The organism is Tahibacter sp., assembly GCF_032229445.1.
GTDB lineage: Bacteria > Pseudomonadota > Gammaproteobacteria > Xanthomonadales > Rhodanobacteraceae > Tahibacter.
The window spans coordinates 1-20,380 of record NZ_JAVTWC010000068.1 but is presented as its reverse complement, the minus strand read 5'-3'; the positions used below and the strand labels follow the sequence as shown (position 1 = coordinate 20,380).

General features: G+C 66.6%; 7 protein-coding genes. 3 read left to right on the top strand and 4 right to left on the bottom strand.

Going from position 1 to position 20,380, the window contains the following annotated elements; genetic code table 11:
- The first annotated feature begins 38 nt into the window (after positions 1 to 38).
- The gene (locus tag RUU78_RS12865) at positions 39 to 977 is read left to right on the top strand and encodes a hypothetical protein (protein WP_313917193.1); all 939 of its coding nucleotides are present in this window, start codon (positions 39 to 41) and stop codon (positions 975 to 977) included.
- On the opposite strand, the gene RUU78_RS12860 is transcribed toward RUU78_RS12865, so the two are convergent.
- Complete coding sequence (locus tag RUU78_RS12860; RefSeq protein WP_313917191.1) at positions 961 to 1,239, bottom strand: hypothetical protein; 279 nt, start codon at positions 1,237 to 1,239, stop codon at positions 961 to 963. The genes RUU78_RS12865 and RUU78_RS12860 overlap by 17 nt on opposite strands.
- A 70-nt stretch (positions 1,240 to 1,309) precedes the next feature.
- On the opposite strand from RUU78_RS12860, the gene RUU78_RS12855 reads away from it, so the two are divergent.
- A complete protein-coding gene (locus tag RUU78_RS12855; protein ID WP_313917189.1) occupies positions 1,310 to 2,374 on the top strand; it encodes a GNAT family N-acetyltransferase in 1,065 nt (354 codons plus the stop codon).
- A gap of 329 nt (positions 2,375 to 2,703) precedes the next feature.
- Here RUU78_RS12855 and RUU78_RS12850 read toward each other — a convergent pair whose 3' ends face one another.
- The 3 genes from RUU78_RS12850 to RUU78_RS12840 all read right to left on the bottom strand — a co-directional run bounded on the left by RUU78_RS12850 (position 2,704) and on the right by RUU78_RS12840 (position 5,362).
- Positions 2,704 to 4,062 carry a hypothetical protein gene (locus tag RUU78_RS12850; protein WP_313917187.1) on the bottom strand — a complete coding sequence of 453 codons (1,359 nt, stop codon included), beginning with the start codon at positions 4,060 to 4,062 and terminating at the stop codon, positions 2,704 to 2,706.
- A gap of 76 nt (positions 4,063 to 4,138) precedes the next feature.
- Positions 4,139 to 4,414, bottom strand: coding sequence for an acyl carrier protein (locus RUU78_RS12845; RefSeq protein ID WP_313917185.1), 276 nt, complete (start codon positions 4,412 to 4,414; stop codon positions 4,139 to 4,141).
- A gap of 750 nt (positions 4,415 to 5,164) precedes the next feature.
- A complete protein-coding gene (locus RUU78_RS12840; RefSeq protein ID WP_313917183.1) occupies positions 5,165 to 5,362 on the bottom strand; it encodes an MbtH family NRPS accessory protein in 198 nt (65 codons plus the stop codon).
- 516 nt (positions 5,363 to 5,878) lie between these two features.
- Here RUU78_RS12840 and RUU78_RS12835 point away from each other — a divergent pair.
- The coding region (locus tag RUU78_RS12835) for an SDR family NAD(P)-dependent oxidoreductase (protein WP_313917181.1) at positions 5,879 to 20,380 on the top strand (14,502 nt) is incomplete at its 3' end.

The window sequence follows — 20,380 nt, the reverse complement described above, 5'->3', positions numbered from 1 at the left end:
CGGCGGCGAGCCGAAACAGGCCGAGGAGATACTGATCCATGCCCCACGCATTCGGCATCCTCGCACCGAGCTATGTGCTCGGCGAGGAGGAACTGAAGGTCGATTCACTCGCCAGCCGCAAGTCCGTGCTGGAACGCTACAAGATGCCGGACCGGCACGAGCTATGGGGCTGGGACTGCTACCGCAAGACGCATCGCAGCCGCACCGAACTCGCCCATGAAAGCGTGAACGCTACGCTGGCGCGCGGCGGAGTCCCCGCGTCGGACATCGATGCGCTGATCGTCTGCTGCGGCGACGGTTTGAACTACTACGCGCAGAACCGGTTCGTCAGCGAGTTGTCGGAGCGCCTCGATCTGCGCTGCGATTTCGTCACCTGGATCGGCGGCGCGGGGTGCGCATCGCCGTTCTCGGCGGTGAAGATCGCGCGGTCGCTGGTGCGGGGCGATGCCTACCGCAATGTTCTCGTCATCACGGTAGACAAGGTGGACGACGACGCGGCGCGCTTTCAGCGCTACGGCGTGTTCAGCGACGGTGCGTGCAGCTTCGTCGCGCGCGGCACGGATGACGCCGTCGATTTCGCTGTAGTCGGCGCCGAGGTTTCGACGTCGCTGTCGTCGCTGCGCAACGGCGGCCAGGACCTCGCACAGAAATGCCAGCTGATCCAGACGGTGTTCAAGCGCCTCGCCGGTGCAGAGACGTTTCCGTTCGCCGGCAGCGCATTCTTCGGCAGCAACGTCTTCATTCCGATCCAGCAGCTGGAGCTGTCGGTCATGCCTGTCAAGGGCCTGGTCGCGTACCGGCGCAACACCGCGCGCTACGGACACTGTTCCGGCGGCGACCCGTTCATCAACCTGGTCGACTTCTACTCCGACGCAGACGCCAGCTCACCGACGACGTCCGTCATGGCCTCGAGCGCGTACGGGCACTTTGGCGCGATCCTGCTGGAGCAGGTACGCAGAATCAGCCCTGGGGCGTGAGCCGTGACGACAGCGCGGCCTGCAGCACGACGGCCACATCGGCGATCGAACGACACTGGAACACCTCGATGATCTCGTCCGGATCGAGCGCAACGTCGAGCGCCTCCTGGACGTTCGAGAGCGCCATGACGAGTCCGAGCGAATCGACGAGCTGCAATACTTCGGTCTCGCGGGTCGCCGTCGCCGCGTCGGCGGATACCGCCGACAATGCGTCGATGACAATGCGTTCCAGGGCTTCGATGTCGGCGGACGGCGGGTTCATCGGCGCAGCGTAGCATGACCGTCCGCCGATCCGGTCGGCCGGATTTCCTTGTTTGTGTATGGAGAATGCGATGAATGCCGTCGACCCCCGGACTCCGCTGCAGATCGTCGTGACGTCGGATGCGGGCGAGATCGACATCGACGCACTCGTCGCGCTCAGCGACAACGCATGGCGCCGCAATTACGACGGCAAGGTGCGCGTCGTGTACGACGCCGACTACTACGAGTGGCTGCTCGGCGGCAGCGACTGGTTCGCCGCACTCGCGCTCACCGGTGACGGCAAGCCGGTTGGTTTCATCGTCTCGCTGCTGCGTACATTGAACTGCGGCGGCGAGCGGTTTCCCGCCGCGTACACGACGGCCTGGGCCGTCGATCCGGCATATCGCCGCACCGGCGTTTCGCTGCGCCTGTGGCAGGCCAATCGCGAGACGATCCGGGAGCGCGGATATTTTGGCGTCGCCGCGGCGCACGGCGGATATTCCGGGACGCGCGCAGGCGTCGTCTTTCGCGAGCCGGCGGAACGGCGCGGCGTGGCTACCGTGCTGCAGAGCGGAGCGATCTGGAGCCGGGCGCTGACGGGCAGGGCACCGCCACCGGCGCAGCACGCGCCGATGGGAATGCGGCGACTTTGCTTCGTCGACGGCCCTTACGAGATCGAAGACCAGGACGCCCCGGTCGATCGTGCAACGTTCGAGCAGCTGGTCGCGTCGAACGCCCGGCTGGCGTTTGCGCCGTCGCAGAATTTCGCGCAGATCTATTTCAACAGCGAGCTGACACGTTCCGGCACCATGTGGCTCGAGCCCACTCGCGGCATGCGCTGTGCGGTGGGTTTCTCGATATTCATGCTCGCGCTCGACGAAGCGGAAATCGGCCTGGTCGGGCGCATCCAGTTCTTCCTGTCGTTCGGCTGCGACGACGAGCGCAAGGAGATCGCGCTCGAAGCGATGTCCGGCTTCCTGCACCGCGCCGGCTGCTCGTCCGTTTCGCTGGTCGATCAGCATCAGATCGCGCATGCGACGCTCGAACGCTGCGGTTTCGTCAGGACGCCGGACGAGGTGACGTTCAGTCTCTGGTCGCGTGAACCGCTGGCCGCCCCCTTCGACGATCTGTCGCCCTGCTCGCTCGATTGGCTGTAGAGGCTCGGTTTGCCGATGGCCTGCAACGGCTGAATCGTTTTCGCTTTTGCCCCCGAGTCGAGGGGTGAAGAGTGATCGCTCAGAACCACCGGTTCTGATCGCTCTGAACGCCCAACGGGCCGGGTGAAGTGTGATCGTTCAGAACCACCGGTTCTGATCAGTCTGAACGCGCAACGGGCCGGGTGAAGAGTGATCGTTCAGAACCACCGGTTCTGATCGCTCTGAACGCCCAACGGGCCGGACCGGCCACGGGGGAGCGTTTGGCGGGGTCGTGGAGATTGGCTGCACGGCCCAGGGGCGGTACTCCGGGAACCTTGTTCAGAGCTTCCCTAAACCTCGAACACGAGGCCGGTCATCGCCCCGCGCGCCGAGTTGATCGGGCCTTCATGCTCATCGGGGAGAATTCGCAGGTAAGTGCCGCCGAAGACGTCGCCGAAGCAGAATCCGCCCCAGATGGCCTTGCACGGTGCGTATCCTTCGTCGCCCCACTGATAGGCGAAGGTGCGCGGCTTGAAGAATTCCTGCGCGATCCAATCGCCTTCGTCGAGCGCCATGCGGATGGCTTCCTGCCACTGCGCTGCTGACGTGCTTTCGCCCATGAAAACCTGATCGCCGCCGTATCCGTGACTCTTCTTGAGTACGAGTTCGCGCTGGTTGGAACGCAGCAGGTCGGGCAATCGGCCACGGTGTTCGCGGAAGACGACCTCGCTATCCACAACTTCGCGCGTCCACGGAATGTAGCGGCGAATGGACTCCCTGTCGTCTTCGTCGTAGAGATCGGAATCGAGTGCCTGCGACAGGAGCGCCAGGTTACGCTTGCTGCCGAAATAGCCCGAGACCGGCGTGTTGAAATAGCTGATACGCCCGCGTTTGAAGGCGAGGACGAAACGCGCGGGGTAGAACTTGTAGCGCAGGTATTCCCAGACGGCGTGCAGTCGCACGTCGCCACAGTACAGGTCGCCGTCGCGCTCCCGGATATCGCGCGCGCCGCACCGCACGAGCGTGCCGCGCGCGCCGCCGCCGACGTTGGCCAACGCCTCGTGAAATACCGCTTGCGGAAGATCGTTGCAGCCGGCGAAGGCCGGCTGGTCGCCGTCGGAGACGACGGCGACGTTGACCGTGTCGGAAGCGATGCCGGCATCGAGTGTTGCGCGGATGACGTGCTCGAAAAGCGTGAGCATGCAGCGCTGCGGTCTGGGCTGGATGCCGGTTGCCGCGACGAAGCGCGAATACGCGTGGGAGTGCTGGTAGATGTCCAGCATGAACTCGGTTTCGATGCCGCCCAGGCTACCGAACGGATTGATCTCGACGCACTTGAAACCGGACTCGCTGTCGATGAGGTCCGCGCGCCCGATCGCGATGTCCAGTCCGTGCGGTGGCGTGAGCAGCATCGACGCGAGTTGGGGCGGCTTGATCTGGTAGTAGTCGGTGATCTTCGCGACGTCGTCGCCGAAGATCGTGCCCGGGATCGAGCGCATCAGCCTGAACATGGAAGTCGTCGCGCGCGCGATCTCCTGCTGCTGTGCCGACGAGATGAAGGTGGGCCAGCATTGCACAGGATAGTCGGTGTGGAATCCGGTCACGTCCACTGGCCGCGCGGCATCCGGGTTGCGATCGACAAATTCGAGGAAGCGCGCCCCTGTCGGCGACATTTGCGCCGCGCGATCTTTGAAGTGGCTTGGAATCATGGATCCTTCCGATTTGGAATCATGGGTCCTTCCGATCAGGCGGGATGACGAGCGGCGGGCGGGGCGGGCGTCCGCGTCAACCCTGCTTTGCCGCCCGGTAGTCTGTGATTCCGGTCTCGATGGCGCGGACAAGGTCTACGACCAGCATCGACTGGTACATTTCGAGGATGTGCTCCGGGGAGAACTCCACGTCGTACTCGGATTCGGCGCGCGCGACCACGGCGGTCAGGCCGAGCGAATCGAAACCGATATCGCCGAGATCCGTATCCGGCCCGATAGTGTCGCGCTCGAGGTCGTACCCGGACTGCAGCGCCTCGAGCACCAGCGTTTGCACGGCGGCGGTCAGATCCATGAGCTAGTTCCTGTATGTTTTGTCGTCAGAGATTGTCCGCGCAGCACACGCAGCGCTGGCGCGTCGGAATTCACGGCGGCGAACTTCTCCGCCTGGGTGGCGCAGAACGTGACCGCGGTCGATACGCAGCGAGTGGGGCATGCAAGGGTTTGCGATTGAGGTGCGCCTTTCGAGCGTGCGCGTCGCAGTTGCGCAACTCGTCGCCGGCCAATACCGCGACCCGTAGGCCCAGGCCGAAGGGTTCCTTGAAACACCTCTGCTGTACGAAGCGGTCGCGCAGCGTGCGCCGTCTGAGGGCGCTGTCCTGATGAGGGCGTCGTGAGCGGGGCGCCGAGCACCTTCATCGCCGGCCCGTGCAGCGGCGCCGCAGCATGCGGTCGCGCAGCGCGCTGCGGTTGGTGACTTACGGAGAAAACGAAATCCCGATGGTTGCCCAGCAACGTGCTCAGCTGATCGACGCGGGGGCTCTGCAGTGCAGTGCGTCGGGTAGGGATGCGCAACGTAGGAAGTACCCGGCATACCGACCGGCCACGCCGTGGCTGGTTGGCTCGACAGGTCCGGAGAATACGGCTGAGCATAGGCCCCCGATCCTTGCGTGTGGCTATTCCCTCGTCGGCCGCAGGCCCGAATGGCATCGGGCAGGTCCGCATGTCGCCGCAGTTGCCTTGGACAGAGCGGTCGCATTTGCGGACACGATCTGATCATCGCATCGGAAGGATGTCAACGACGCGTTCGGGATGTCGCGGCGTACTACTCGGTGCGCAGGCTCAGGGGACGCATGTCGGTCCACGTGGCGTTGACGTAGGCGAGGCAGGCTTCCTTGTTTCCGGTCGTGCCGGTTTGTCGCCATCCCGGTGCTGGGGCTTTTTCCAGCGGCCACAATGAATACTGCTCTTCGTGGTTGACCAGCACCTGATACTGTCGGTCTGCCTCGTTTTCCGCGCTCACTGAGTATCCCCCCGTTGGATTACATCGCTTCCTCGGCGACGCTTTTCTCGGGCTGGTCCGTTGCCTGCAGGAACCGGCGCCCGATGTTGTCACTATTGCGCGTTGCCACTATCGTTGAACAGTGACGCATGATGATAGCGGCTGCATTGTTAGGAGTATATAAGTAACTATCCCGGCGCGAACCGTCGCAGTCCGCTGCTCGAAGCCGGTGTGACTGCAGCGCGTGGGAGACGGCAGTGGCGCTCGCATGCGCGCCACTAATCGCGCATCATGAACGGCGGTAGGGGGCAAGTCTCGCTGCACGACGACAATCAGGGGTTTATCGCCCGCGGTCACGGGGGCTGGGTCGTCGTCGCCGGTTAGAGGCTTCGGACATGCGGTAACGCCGTCGGCGCGCTCGGGAACGTCGCAGTCGGAAGATCAGGATCGACGCCGTCATGGCGCTTCGATCGCGGATCTGCCCCGTTCACAAAGCGCACCGAACAGGCATGGCTCTGCGGATGGAGACGGCAGCTAATGGTCGATGAAGTGGGCGGCAGCGCGGGTGATGGGGATAAGCTCGAGGGTTTGCTGGCGGATCTGTTGCGTGCGCAGCTGCAAGAGCTCGGTCTGTTCGTCGATGAAGTGCTCGACCGGGCAGGCGTCGAGCGGTGGAAGCGATCCATCGGCCTATCCGCGATGTACGGGCGGTGGCTCGAGGAGACACTGCGCCAGCTGTCGGTATTCGGTCACCTGGAGGCTTCCGCTCGCGGCTACCGGATCGTGCGCGAGTGGAGTCCGCAGGATTCTCTCGATGCGTGGGCCCGTTGGGAGTCGGCGGCAGGCGTTGACACCGGCGGCGGTTCGTTCGAATTGCTCGACGCGGCGTTGCGCGCGCTACCGGACGTCCTGACCGATCGCCGACGCGCCACGGAGATCCTGTTTGCGGGCGCTTCCACGTCGCGTGTCGCCGGCATGTACGAGAGCAATCCGGTCGCGGATCATTTCAACGACGTGCTCGCCGACAGTCTCGTGGCTTATGTCGAGGAACGCGTGCGCCAGGATCCGCGGGCGCAACTGCGCATCCTCGAAATCGGCGCGGGCACCGGCGCGACCACGGCCGCCGTGCTGCGCAGGCTCGACGCCTGTCGCGGCGCCGTCGCCGATTATTGTTTCAGTGATATTTCCGCCGCGTTTCTGATCGACGCGCGCGAGCGTCTCGCGCCTGAGTACCCATTCCTGACGTTCCGCATCTTCGACGTCGAGCAGCCGCTCGCGGTGGCCGAGATCGACGCCGGCAGTTTCGACATCGTCGTGGCCGCCAATGTGCTGCATGCGACGCGCAATATCCGCCGGACCCTGCGCAATGCGAAGGCTGCGTTGCGACGCAACGGCTGGCTTTTCCTCAATGAGCTCTGCCGCAGCGGGCTCGTCATGCACCTGACGTTCGGCCTGCTGGAAGGGTGGTGGCTGTTCGAGGACGACGCGATGCGGATTCCCGGCGCACCGCTGCTGTCGCCGTCCGGCTGGCAGCGGGTGTTGCGCGCGGAAGGATTTCAACAGGTCCTGCTCCCCGCAGAGGAAGCGCAGGCGCTCGGCCCGCAAATCATCATCGGCGAGAGCGACGGCGTCATCCGCAAGGAGTCGGCGCCGGCACGTCCGCGTCGAGCGGCCGCGCGACAGCCGCGCGACACCGCGCCGCCACCGCCCGCGACATCGGCCGTCGCGGGCGCTTCCTCGCTGCCGGCGGGCGCGGTGAGCGACGCCGTGCTGCTCGACGCCGTGAAAGAGATCGTGCGCGAGAGCCTGGCGGAAGCCGTGAAGATCGAAGAACGGCTGATCGAGGACGATCGCGACTTCCCGACCTACGGCGTCGACTCGATCATCGCGATCAGCCTCATCAACAAGGTGAGCGCGAAATACGGCATTACCCTGCCGGCGACCGCGGTGTTCGACTACAGCAACGTCGCCGATCTCGCCGCACACGTACTGCAGCGGCATCGCGACGCAGTGATCGCCAGGCATGCGGGAAGCGGGGCGCACGCGCCGGCGGCGAATTCGCCTGCACCGCCCGCCGGCAGCGTTTCGTCGCACGCGACGGCATCGGTGAGTGATGCCGTGCTGCTCGATGCCGTGAAAGAAAGCGTGCGCGAGAGCCTCGCGGAGGCCGTGAAGATCGAAGAGCGGCTGATCGACGACGATCGCGACTTTCCGACCTACGGCGTCGATTCGATCATCGCGATCAGTCTCATCAATAAAGTGAGTGCGAAGTACGGCATCACCCTGCCGGCAACCGCCGTGTTCGACTACAGCAGTGTCGCCGATCTCGCCGCACACGTCCTGCAGCGGCATCGCGACGCGGTGACCGCAAGGCATGCGGCTGGCGAGACACGCTCGCCTGCGGCGAATCCGAGGACGACCGGGGCCGGCGTGCCGGCACCGGCACGTCCGCGAACCGGAGTGCCGACGCGGCCCGTCCCTGCATCGCTGTCTGTGCCGGCGCGGGCACCGACACCAGCACAGTCACCGGCACCGGCACATACGCACCTGCAGGCGGTCGTCGCGGGACAGGGCTATCGCGCCATCGTCAGCCGCCCCGGTACGGTCGAACAGCTGGCCATCGTGGAAACCGCGCCGCAACCGCTCGCGCCGCACGAAGTGCGCGTCGCCACCGCGGCGTTCTCGCTGAATTTCGGCGACCTGCTGTGCGTCAGGGGTCTGTATCCGACGATGCCGCCCTATCCGTTCACCCCCGGTGTGGAGGCGTCGGGTGTCGTGGTCGAGACCGGCACCGCGGTGAAGAGCGTCCGCGTCGGCGATGCGGTCGTCGCGATGACGGGGCTCGCGTTCGGTGCTCACGCGACCATGCTGGTCTGTCATGAAGCACAGCTGTGGCGCAAGCCGGCGAACCTCACATTTGAGGATGCCTGTGCGCTGCCCGCCGTCGCGATCACGATGATCGACGTGTTCCGCCGCGTCGGGCTCAAGCGCGGCGAACGCATCCTGATCCAGACCGCGACCGGAGGAACGGGTCTCATCGCCGTGCAGCTTGCGCAACATTGCGGCGCCGAGATCTACGCGACGGCGGGCTCGTCGGCGAAGCTCGACTACCTCGCGAAGCTCGGCGTGCCGTTCCGTATCAACTACCGCGAGCAGGATTTCGAAAGCGAGATCGATCGCCTCACGCGGGGACGCGGCGTTGATGTCGTCATCAACACGCTCGCCGGAGACGCGCTGCAGAAGGGGCTGAACTGTCTCGGCGCCGGTGGTCGCTATGTCGAAATTGCGATGACGGGCCTGAAGTCGGCGAAGTCGATCAACCTTTCGGTGCTCGACAGCAACCAGACGTTTCACAGCGTCGATCTCGGCAAGCTCGGCTTGCATGAGCCGGAGCTGGTGCGCGGGCATCTGCAGGAACTCGACACGCTGGTACGGCAGAACGTCATTCGCGCCACCGTCACCGACGTGCTGCCGTTCGACCGGCTGCAGGATGCGTATCGCCGGCTCGAGTACCGCGAGAACATCGGCAAGGTCGTCGTGGCGATTCCGGCCGCGTACCGCTACCAGCATCCCGGCGGCCTCGCGACCGCCGCCGCGCCGGTGCGCGAATCGAGCAGCGATGCGATCGCGATCATCGGCATGAGCGGCGCATTCCCGCGCTCGGCGGATCTCGACACGCTGTGGCAGCACCTCGAACGGGGCGACAACCTCGTCGAGGAAGTATCGCGCTGGGACCTCGACCACTTTGCGCCGCCGACGGCCGGTCAAGGCGAGGTCTGCCGTCACGGCGGATTCCTGCACGACATCGACCGCTTCGATGCGCTGTTCTTCAATATCTCCGCGACTGAAGCGACCTACATGGATCCGCAGCAGCGGTTGTTCCTGACGCATGCGTGGCAGGCGCTGGAGAGTGCGGGCTACGTCGGCGAGAGCATGGACGGCAGTCGCTGCGGGGTCTACGTCGGTTGCGCGCAGGGCGACTACGCCGGCCTGTTCGCCGGCAAGTCGCCGCCGCAGGCGTTCTGGGGCAACGCCACGTCGGTGATTCCCGCGCGGATTGCGTATTACCTCAATCTGCAGGGGCCGGCGATCGCGATCGACACGGCCTGCTCGAGCTCATTGACCGCGATCCATCTGGCTTGCCAGGGACTCTGGCGTGACGAGATGGAGCTCGCGCTCGCCGGCGGCGTGTTCGTGCAATCGACGCCCGCGTTCTATCTGCAGGCCCGGGGCGCATCGATGCTGTCGCCGTCGGGCGCCTGTCATGCCTTCGACAGCCGCGCCGATGGCTTCGTGCCGGGCGAGGGCGTCGGCGTCGTGGTGCTCAAGCGGCTCGACAACGCGTTGGCGGCCGGCGACTACGTGCACGGCGTGATACTCGGCAGCGGCATCAACCAGGACGGCACCACGCAGGGCATCACGGCGCCGAGTGTGGTTTCGCAGGAGCGCCTGGAGCGGCAGGTCTACGACACGTTCGGTATTCATCCGGAGCAGATCCAGTTCGTCGAAGCGCACGGCACCGGTACGCGCCTGGGCGACCCGGTCGAATTCCAGGCGCTCACGAGCGCGTTCCGCAAGGACACCGACAAGCGCGGCTACTGCGCGATCGGCTCCATCAAGACCGCGATCGGCCATACCGCGTCGGCTGCCGGGGTTGCCGGCGTGCTGAAGATCCTGCTGTCGCTCCGGCATCGCAAGATTCCCGCGTCCCTGCATTTCGAGACCGGCAATCCGCACATTGATTTCGAAAACAGCCCGTTCTACGTCAACACCGTCCTGCGCGACTGGGTGGTTGCCGACGGGCAGCGGCGCTGCGCCGCGGTCAGCTCGTTCGGCATCAGCGGCACCAACGCACACACTGTGATCGGCGAGGCCCCGCCGTCGACGCGCCGGCATGCCGAGCGGCCGGCCTATCTGATCGTGCTGTCGGCGCGCACCGCCGATCAGCTACGCAGCCAGGTCGAGCGTCTCGCGGCCCACTGCGACGTCGCCGCCGGAAGCTCCGCCGACATCGGCAACATCAGCTTCACGTTGCTGCTGGGGCGCAAGCACCTGCGGCACCGCATCACCTGCATCGTGCGCACGCGCGATGAACTCGTCGTGCTGCTGCGCCGCTGGCTCGAGAAGGGCCGGAGCGCGCAGGTCTATACGGGCGAGATCCGCGCTGGCGAGCTTCGCGAGCAGGCGTCGATCCGGCGCCACGGCAACGACTGCATAGAGCACTATCGCAACGAGAGCGCCGGCGGACCGGCGGTCGAGCATCTGGCGACCGTCGCCGACCTGTTCCTGCAGGGCTATGCCCTCGACTACCAGCGCCTGTTCGACGACGACGGTTACTGCCGCGTACCGTTGCCGACCTATGCATTTGCGGACGACCGCTATTGGGTCGACATGAGCGCCTGGACGGATCCGGCGCATGGACCTGACGGTCCCGCCGTCGCCGTACCGGCAGCCGCACGGCCCGCCGAACAGACGCTGCTGCTGGCGCCGACGTGGAGGGGGGCACCCGCCGCGGGCACGGAGGCCGCTTTCGGCGAGCATCACGTGGTCTACTGCGGCGAGTCCATTTCTTCTGATGTATACAAAAAATCTTCTGCGCGGCTGCGCGATGTTGCTGCAGTGCATTGCGAACTGTGGGCTGACGCAGTCACCGGTCCCGAATCGTACGAGCGCTGCGGCTGGCGCCTCGTGCAGTACATCCAGGCGATCCTGGCCGCCAAGCCGCGTTTGCCAATGCTGTTGCAGATCGTCGTTGCGCGCGGCGCCGAAGGCGAACTGCTGAGCGGATTCGTCCCGCTGCTGAAGACCGCTCAGGCGGAAGCGCCCCAGCTGCGCTGCCAGCTGGTCGAGATCGAGCCCGACGCCGACGAGGCCGAGTGGGCGAGCCGGCTGCTCGAAAACCGCATCGCCGCCGACGTCCACGTCCGCTACGGGCATGGCGGGCGCCAGATCCCGGTCATGGAGCCGATCGATAGCGCTGCGCAGCAGCCGCCCTGGAAAACGGGCGGCGTGTATCTGATCACCGGCGGACTCGGCGGCCTGGGTCGCATACTCGCCGAGGAGATCATCCGGCGCGTGCCCGATGCGCAGTTGATTCTGGTCGGCCGTTCCGAGCCCGGCGCCGAGCAGGCGCGATGGCTGGAGGAGCGGGCGCTCGGCGATCGTCCGGTCGACTATCGGACCGTCGACGTCTCGCAGCGCGACGAGGTCGACGCGCTCGTGCGCTACATCGAAGATCGCTACGGCGTGCTCGACGGCGTCGTCCACGCGGCAGGCGTGATTCGTGACAGCATGATCGTCAGGAAGACGCAGGCGGAGTTCGCCGCCGTGATGGCCACCAAGGTTCACGGCCTCTCGCATCTCGATGCGGCGATCGGATCGCGGCCGCTGGACTTCTTCATCATTTTCTCCTCGACCTCGGCGGCGTTCGGCAATGTCGGCCAGGCCGACTACGCGGCGGCGAATGGCTATGCGGAGCAGTTCGCGCGGCGTCGGCATGCGCAGGTCGCGCGAGGCGAGCGACAGGGGCGAACGGTGGCGATCGGCTGGCCGTTGTGGGCGCACGGCGGCATGCAGATCCCGGCGGCGTTGCGCGACCAGTTGCGCGACCGGCAGGGGCTGGTTCCGTTCGAGAATGCCGACGGACTGGCGGCGATGTATGCGGCCTGCGCGTCGGATCATCCGCAGTTGCTCGCGCTGCGCACCACGGCCGCGGCGCAGCCTGCGTCCCGGCCTGACGTCTTGCGTGTGGCCGTGGACGAGCCGTTGCACGCGGCGTCCGGCGTGTCGCACGCCGACATCGTGGCGGGCACACGCCAGCGGTTGCAGGCCGTCTTCTCCGAAGTGACGCAGCTGCGCACCGCGCAGATCGATGTCGCCGAGCCGCTGGAAAGCTACGGCATCGACTCGCTGATGATCACGCAGCTCAACACGAAGCTCGCGGATGTCTTCGGCGAGCTGTCCAAGACGCTGTTCTACGAATACACGACGCTGGCCGAGCTCGGCGAATACCTCGTGGGCGAGCATCGGGCCGCCTGCGAGCGCTGGATCGGTCTGCGCGAAACACCGGCACCGGCCGCTGTGGCAGCGGCGCCGGTCACGCCCGCGCCGGCGATCGCACGCAGCGAACTGTCGGCGCCACGGCAGAGTGCCGTCCGGACAGACCCACCGTCGACGCGCTCGATCGCGATCATCGGCCTGGCCGGCCGCTACCCGCAGGCCCGCGACGTCGACAGCTACTGGGACAACCTGCGCGACGGCCGCGACTGCATCGGCGATATCCCCGCCGGGCGCTGGTCCCTCGAGGGATTCTACGAACCGGACATGGAGCGTGCGATCGCTGCCGGCCGAAGCTATAGCCGCTCGGGCGGTTTCCTCGACGGCCACACTGAATTCGATGCGCTGTTCTTCAACATCTCGCCGCGCGAGGCGACGAACCTCGATCCGCAGGAAAAGCTCTTCCTGGAAGCCTGCTGGGCGGCGATGGAAGATGCCGGCTATACGCGAGAGCGCTTTGCGAGTCGCCACCAGCGTCGCGTCGGCGTGTTCGCCGGCATCACCAAGACCGGCTTCGACCTCTACGGCCCGGAGCTGCAGCGGCGCGGCGAGCCGGTAGTGCCGCATACGTCGTTCGGCTCGCTGGCCAATCGCGTCTCGTACGTGATGAACCTGTCGGGCCCGAGCATGCCGATCGACACGATGTGTTCGGCGTCGCTGACGGCGATCCACGAAGCCTGCGAACACCTGTTGCGCGACGAGTGTGAACTGGCGTTCGCCGGCGGCGTGAACCTGTACCTGCATCCGTCTAACTATCAGATGATGTGTGCGCATCGCATGCTGTCGGTCGAAGGGCGCTGTCACACCTTCGGCGCCGGCGGCGACGGCTTCGTGCCGGGCGAGGGCGTCGGCGCAGTGCTGCTCAAGCCATTGGCGCAAGCACTGGCGGACCGGGATCCGATCCACGGCGTGATCCGTGCGACCGGCATCAATCACGGCGGCAAGACCAATGGCTACACGGTTCCCAATCCGGTCGCGCAGCGTGAGCTGATTGCGTCGACGCTGGCCAGGGCCGGCGTCGACGCGCGCACGGTGAGCTATATCGAGGCGCACGGCACCGGCACGGTGCTCGGCGATCCGATCGAGATCACGGGACTCACCCAGGCCTTCGCGCGGCACACGGCCGATACGCAGTTCTGCGCGATCGGCTCGGTCAAGTCGAACATCGGCCATGCCGAAGCTGCGGCCGGTATTGCCGGGCTGACCAAGGTACTGCTGCAGCTCAGGCACCGGCAGCTGGTACCGAGCCTGCATGCGGAAACGCTCAATCCGAACATCGACTTCACTACGACGCCGTTCGTGGTGCAGCGCACGCTGACCGACTGGCGCCGGCCGCAGGTGACGCTAGCCGGGGTGACGCGCGAATACCCGCGCATCGCCGGCCTCTCGTCCTTCGGCGCCGGCGGCGCGAACGCGCACGCAATCATTGAGGAATACATCGCGCCGGACGAGCCGCCGTTCGTGCTCGCGGGACCGGCCGTGATCGTGCTGTCGGCGCGCAGCGAAGAGCGGCTCAAGGCCTATGCCCGGCAGCTGGCCGGGGCGATCGCGCGGCGCGCGCTCACCGATGCGGACCTGGCGCAGCTGGCCTACACGCTGCAGATCGGGCGCGAGCCGCTGGAGCATCGTCTGGCGTTCACGGCGACGGCGATGCATGCCGTGAGCGAACGGCTGCAGCGCTTTGCCGACGGCGTCGAGAACATCGACGGCCTGCACCGCGGCGAGGTCAAGCGCAACAAGGAAGCCCTGTCGGTCTTCACCGAGGACGACGAACTGCACGAGGCCGTGGCCAAGTGGCTCGACCGCGGCAAGTACAGCAAGGTGCTCGGGCTCTGGGTCAAGGGACTCGCGGTCGACTGGACGCGGCTCTATCCGCACGGCACGCCTCGCGTCATCGCGCTGCCGACGTATCCGTTCGCGCGCGACACGTACTGGTTGCCGCTCGGTGAACCCGAGCGGTCGCCGCGTGTCGATACGGCGTCCGCACGCGGCGCGTTGCATCCGCTGCTGCACGAGAACGCGTCGGATTTCACGGGTACGCGCTTCGTCTCGCGGTTTGCCGGCACGGAATTCTTTCTCGACGATCACAAGATCGGCGTGGCGAGGGTGTTGCCGGCCGTCGCGTACCTCGAGATGGTCCGTGCGGCCACCGAGCGCGCGGCGAACCTTCCGGCGCTGCGCGAGACCGAGCCCGACGGACAGTCGCTGTCCGTCGTCATCCGCGACGTCGCCTGGGTGCGGCCGCTGGTCGTCGATGTGGCCACCAATGTCGAAGTCTGCCTGACACTCGATGAAGCACAGGAAATCGGGTTCGAGGTGTATTCCGACGCGAGCGGCGAGCGCCTGCTGCATTCCCGCGGTCGCGCGCTCGTCGTGCGTGACGCGGCGATCGACCGGCTCGACATCGCCACGCTGAGTGCCGATTGCGACCGTCGCGTCGAAGGCTCGGATTGCTATGCGATGTTCGCCGCTGCGGGCCTGAACTACGGTCCTGCCTATCGGGCCCTCGAATGGGTCGCTCACGGTACACACGACGGCGAGGACTTCGTGCTGGCCAGACTCGCCCGTTCTGCCGACGGCGACGCCGCGTTCGAGCTGCATCCGGGGCTGATGGACGGCGCACTGCAGGCGACGACGGGTTTCGATCTTGCGACGGGCGCAGCCACGACGGGCGGCGCACGCCTTCCGTTCGCACTCGAGGAGATCCGGATTCGCGCACGGACGCCGGACAGCGGGTTCGTCCGCGTCCGACGCAGCGGCGATGCGCGAGCCAATACCACCGCGAAGTTCGACCTCGACATCTGCGACGAGAGCGGACTCGTCTGCGTGACGCTGCGCGGCTTCACGGCACGGCAGCTCGATGCCTCGGCCAGCGCCGTGTCGCAGAACGCCGGCGCAACCACCGACGAATTCCGCACCGCGCTGCTGACGCCGCGCTGGGACGCCGTGCACTCGCCGTTCGAGGTATCCGCAGCGGACTCGCCCGAACACGTGCTGATCGTCGGCGGCACCGCGCAACAGCACGACGTGCTGCGCGAACGCTATCCCGACGCTGCACTGTTGGCCGCGAGCCGCGAGGATACGGTCGATCCGCTCGCGCGGCGGTTGGCCGCAATCGGCCCGGTCGGTCACCTCGTCTGGATTCTGCCGTCGTCGCCGGTCGACTGGCGCAGCGACGAGCTCATCCAGGCGCAGCACGACGGCTTGCGCCTGGGTTTCCGGCTCATCAAGGCGCTCTTGCAGCTCGGCTACGGCTCGCAGCCGCTGCGCTGGACTGTCGTGACGCGGCAGACGCAAGCCGTCGTCGACGGCGACCGCGTCGAGCCCGTGCATGCCGGCGTGCACGGACTCGTCGGCTCGCTCGCCAAGGAATATCCGCTGTGGCCGGTGCGGCTCGGCGACCTGCCGTCCGACGGCGAGCAGGGGCTGCGCGAACTGCTGCGGTTGCCCGCGCTCGAGGGCGGCGACCCGTGGGCGTACCGGCGCGGTGAATGGTTCCGTCAGCGTCTGCTGCAGGTCGATGCCGGACCGGCATCCGCATCGCCTTACCGCAACGGTGGCGTCTATGTCGTTATCGGCGGTGCCGGCGGGCTCGGCGAGGTATTCAGCGAATACCTGGTGACCCGGCACGGCGCGAAGATGATCTGGATCGGCCGGCGTCCGGCGGATGCCGGGATCGAGCGCAAGCTCGATCGCCTGGCCACGCTCGGACCGCGACCACTCTACATCGCCGCGGACGCGACAGATCGCCAGGCACTCGACGCGGCGCATCGCGAGATCGTTGATCGCTACGGCCGCGTGAACGGCGTGGTCCACGCTGCGCTCGTGCTGCGCGACAAGAGCATTCTGAACATGGACGAAGCGACGTTCATGGAGAGCCTCGCCGCCAAGGTCGACGTCAGCGTGCGTCTGGCCCAGGTATTCGGCCGCCAGGCCCTCGATTTCGTGCTGTTCTTCTCGTCGCTGCAGAGTTTCAGCAAGGCGGCCGGCCAGAGCAACTATGCCGCGGGCTGCGCGTTCAAGGACGCGTTCGCGGCCTCGGCCGCGCAGCCGTGGCGATGTCCGGTCAAGGTGATGAACTGGGGCTACTGGGGCGGGGTCGGCTCAGTCGCGACGGAGTTCTATCAGGAACGCATGGCGCAGGTCGGCGTCGGCTCGATCCAGCCGGACGAGGCGATGGCGGCTCTCGACGGCCTGTTGGCCGGACGTCTGCCGCAGCTCGCCATCATCAAGACCACCTCGTGGGGTCCGCTCAGCGAACTGGTTGCGCCCCAGGCGCTGCGTGTGCTGACCGCGGCGGAAACGCCGCGCAGCGATGGGGACGACGACGCAACCGGCGCCGCGTTCGTCGATGTGCCGGCGGAATCGGACCGTCAGCTCGCGCAACTGCTGCTCGAGCAGCTCAAGACCCTCGGGCTCGTGGACGACGACGGCATGTTGCCGGGCCTGCACGAGCTCGCGGCGTGGAAGCGCGACGTCGGACTGCTGCCCGTCTATGACCGTTGGCTCGACTGCAGCCTTGCCGTGCTGCGTGGGCACGGCCTGCCGGCTGACGATGCGGCTTCGCCGTGGCAGCGCTGGAACGACGAGCGCAGCGCCCAGGCTGCGGCGGGCACGCCGACGGCGCACGTCGACCTGCTGGAATCCATGCTGCGGGCGCTGCCGGCGATACTCACCGGCGCCACGCGCGCGACCGACGTGCTGTTCCCGAAGTCGTCGATGGATGCGGTCGAGGGCGTGTATCGCGGCAACGTACTGGCCGATCACTTCAACACCGTGCTCGTCGAGCGCCTGACGGATGACGTTCAGCGCCGCCTGCGGCTGGCGCCGGGCAGGCGCCTGCGCATACTCGAGATCGGTGCCGGCACCGGTGGAACGAGCGCGCTGGCGCTCGAGGCGCTGCGCCCGTGGGCGGCGTCGATCGACGAATACGCGTACACCGATATTTCGAAGTCGTTCCTGATGCGCGCCGAGGAGCGCTTCGGGCGCGACCATCCGTTCCTGCGCTGTGCGCTGTTCGATGCGGAGCGGCCGCTTGCGCCCCAGGGGCTCGAGTCTGGTGCGTACGATGTGGTCATCGCCACCAACGTCCTGCACGCGACGCGCGACATCCGCGAGGCGCTGCGCAATGCCAAGGCGGCGCTCGCTGACGGCGGCCTGCTGCTGCTCAACGAAATCAACCGGTTCAGTCTCGTGGCGCACCTGACCTTCGGTCTCACCGAAGGCTGGTGGCTGTTCCAGGACGAGGCGTTGCGCATTCCGGGTTCGCCGGCGATGCGCGCCGAAGCCTGGCGCGACGTGATGCGCGACGAAGGATTCCGCGGGATCGGTTTTCCCGCCGCCGACCGGCACGCGATGGGCCAGCAGGTCATTGCGGCCTACAGCGACGGCATCGTGCGCCAGCGCATCGAGACGCCGCGCGCGCGCGGCGCAGAAAAGCGCGTCGCGCGTCCGGTGGCATTGCCCGTCGAACGTGTGACACGCAGCACTGCCGTCGTATCGTCGCCGGCCGTCGCTCACCGTGTCGACGCCACGGCAGCGGCCGACTACATCAGGAACGTCATCGCTGAAACCGTCGCCGGCGCATTGAAAGTTGCTGTCGAACTCGTTGATTTCGACGATTCGTTCGCCGACTACGGCCTCGATTCGATCCTCGGCGTGCAGACCGTGCAGGTCATTGCGCAGCGCCTCGGCATCGCGCTCGGGACAACGAGCCTGTTCGATCACAGCACAGTGAACAAGCTGGCCGCGCATATTCTGGCCGAGCATGCGGAGGCGCTGGCGGCCACGTCGCCGGCGGCGACGACGGATCCGTCCGCTTCCGAAAGGACCGTGCCGCAGGCAGTGGCTGCCAGCGTGGTCCCGATCGGCCGGCCGCGTCCGGCGAGCGCAGTGGCCGTGAAGTCGACACCGGCGGTGATTTCCGTCGAACGGCACGACGACGCGGGCGTCGGCAGCGAAGCATCGATGCGCCCGGAACCGGTCGCGATCGTCGGCATGAGTGCGCGTTATCCCCATTGCCACGATGTGGAACAGTTGTGGCAGCACCTGATCGATGGCGACGATCTGCTCGATGCGCCGCCGTCTGGCCAGGGGCTGCGCCGCGGCGTGGTGTCGGGCATCGATCAGTTCGACGCCCTGTTCTTCAACATCTCGGGCGTCGAGGCGACCTACATGGACCCGCAGCAGCGGTTGTTCCTGGAGGAGTCGTGGAAGGCGCTCGAGGATGCCGGCTATGTCGGCGACGCGATCGAGGGCAGCCGCTGCGGCGTCTACCTCGGCTGCACCAACGGCGATTACGGCGCGCTGATGCAGGGCAGCGTTCCGCCCCAGGCCTTCTGGGGCAATGCCGGTTCGATTACGCCGGCCCGCATTGCGTATTTCCTGGATTTGCACGGACCAGCGCTGGCGATCGACACGGCCTGTTCGAGTTCGCTGGTCGCGATCCATGTTGCCTGCCAGGGGCTGTGGACGCGTGAGGTGGGTCTCGCACTCGCCGGTGGCGTGTTCATCCAGTCGAGTCCGGCGTTCCAGATGTCGGCGGGCAACGCCGGGATGCTGTCGCCGAACGGGCGCTGCTACACCTTCGACGATCGCGCGGACGGTTTCGTGGCGAGCGAAGGCGTAGGCGTGGTCGTGCTCAAGCGCCTGAGCGATGCGCTCGCGGCGCACGATCAGGTGCATGGAGTGATACGCGGCTCGGGCATCAACCAGGACGGGGCCACGAACGGGATCATTGCGCCGAGTGCGCTGTCCCAGGAACGGCTGGAGTGCCAGGTCTACGAGACCTTCGGCATCGATCCGTCGCAGATCTCGCTGGTCGAGGCGCACGGGACGGGGACCAAGCTCGGCGACCCGATCGAGTTCCAGGCGCTGACCAAGGCGTTTCGCCGCTACACCAGCGAGCGGCAGTTCTGCGCGATCGGTTCGGTGAAGACGAACCTGGGCCATGCGGCCGTCGCGGCCGGTGTGGCCGGCGTGATCAAGGTGCTGCTGTCGCTGCGGCACGGGCAGATACCGGCGTCGCTGCACTTTGCGACGGGCAACAGCCATATCGATTTTGCCGGCAGTCCGTTCTACGTGAATACGGCACTGCGGCCGTGGCCGGCGCAGCCGGCGCGGCGGCGTCTGGCGGCGGTGAGTTCATTCGGTTTCAGCGGTACCAACGCGCATCTCGTGATCGAGGAAGCGCCAGCGCGCGAGCGGGCGCGTGAGGAACGGGCGGAGTATCTGATCGTGCTGTCGGCGCGAACGGCCGAGCAGTTGCGTAGTCAGGTCGAGCGTTTGCTCGCGCATGGCGAACGCCATCCGGACGTGGCGCTGGGGGACATCGCCTATACGCTGCTGGCGGGACGCAAGCATTTTTCGCATCGTCTGGCCTGCATGGTGCGGGATACGGCGGCGCTGACGGCGGCGCTGACGCGCTGGCTCGCGGGTACGACGGGCGAGTCGATCTGCGTGGGCGAACTCAAGGACAAAGGCAGTCGCGAACGCGCGGCGCTGAAGGAATACGGTCAGTCCTGCCTGGCGGCGTGCGTGCAGGGTGGACTGACGGCAACCGAGTATCGGCAGAAGCTTGCGGTGCTGGCGGACCTGTATGTGCAGGGTTACGCACTGGATTTCGCGGCATTGCTGGGCGAGGGCGGCTATGGCCGCGTGTCGTTGCCGACCTATCCGTTCGCGCGGCAGCGCTATTGGGTGGAGGCCAGGGCGGCGGTGCCGGCAGAGCCTGCCGTGCCGATGAGCGTTTCCATTCCGGTCGCCCCCGCTGTGGCGGCCGAACCGGTAGCGGTTTCGAGCGACGATCTCGCCGGTGCAATGACCCTGGTGCCACTCTGGGAACTGTTGCCGGCGGCTGAGCTGGCCTTGACGACGGTGATATCCGGCCTACGCCTCATCGTCCACGACGACGTGGCCGCGCATGGCGAGCTCCAGTCGCAGTATCCCGACGCGATCCTGATCGATGCGAACGAGGCGACGGTG

What these genes read in the sequence shown, in the direction of transcription:
- RUU78_RS12865 (WP_313917193.1), top strand. Translation starts at nt 39, where the DNA reads ATGCCCCACGCATTCGGCATCCTCGCACCGAGCTATGTGCTCGGCGAG.
- RUU78_RS12860 (WP_313917191.1), bottom strand. Translation starts at nt 1,239, where the DNA reads ATGAACCCGCCGTCCGCCGACATCGAAGCCCTGGAACGCATTGTCATC.
- RUU78_RS12855 (WP_313917189.1), top strand. Translation starts at nt 1,310, where the DNA reads ATGAATGCCGTCGACCCCCGGACTCCGCTGCAGATCGTCGTGACGTCG.
- RUU78_RS12850 (WP_313917187.1), bottom strand. Translation starts at nt 4,062, where the DNA reads ATGATTCCAAGCCACTTCAAAGATCGCGCGGCGCAAATGTCGCCGACA.
- RUU78_RS12845 (WP_313917185.1), bottom strand. Translation starts at nt 4,414, where the DNA reads ATGGATCTGACCGCCGCCGTGCAAACGCTGGTGCTCGAGGCGCTGCAG.